Source organism: Bradyrhizobium sp. Kon58 (assembly GCF_055807455.1).
Map to the genome: position 1 here is coordinate 1 of NZ_JBVVOT010000380.1, position 283 is coordinate 283.

At 57.6% G+C, this 283-nt stretch carries 1 protein-coding gene; it reads right to left on the bottom strand.

Annotation, left to right across the window (positions count from 1 at the left end):
- The coding region (locus tag AC0L20_RS40855) for a hypothetical protein (RefSeq protein ID WP_473295800.1) at positions 1-260 on the bottom strand (260 nt) is incomplete at its 3' end.
- Positions 261-283 lie beyond the last annotated feature (23 nt).

The window sequence follows — 283 nt, forward strand, 5'->3', positions numbered from 1 at the left end:
GCAGTGGCGACTTGATCAAGCTGGTGGGCAATCAGGAGGAGTACGATGGCAAACCGTTTATCTACCTCTACGAGTATGCCGATGACGGCCGCAGGACCGGCATCTGGCGCATCACCCGGCAAACAACCGACGGCTAATGCACCCAGGGGCACCGCAGCGTAGGTTTGGACATGTTGGGGGGATAACGCGCCATTGCCGTTTTCGGCGTCGGCCAACGAAGTGCGCCAGTAGTTGGCCAGTTTCAGAGAATAGTCGTTCATCGTCCTGATTCAGTGCAGACCGT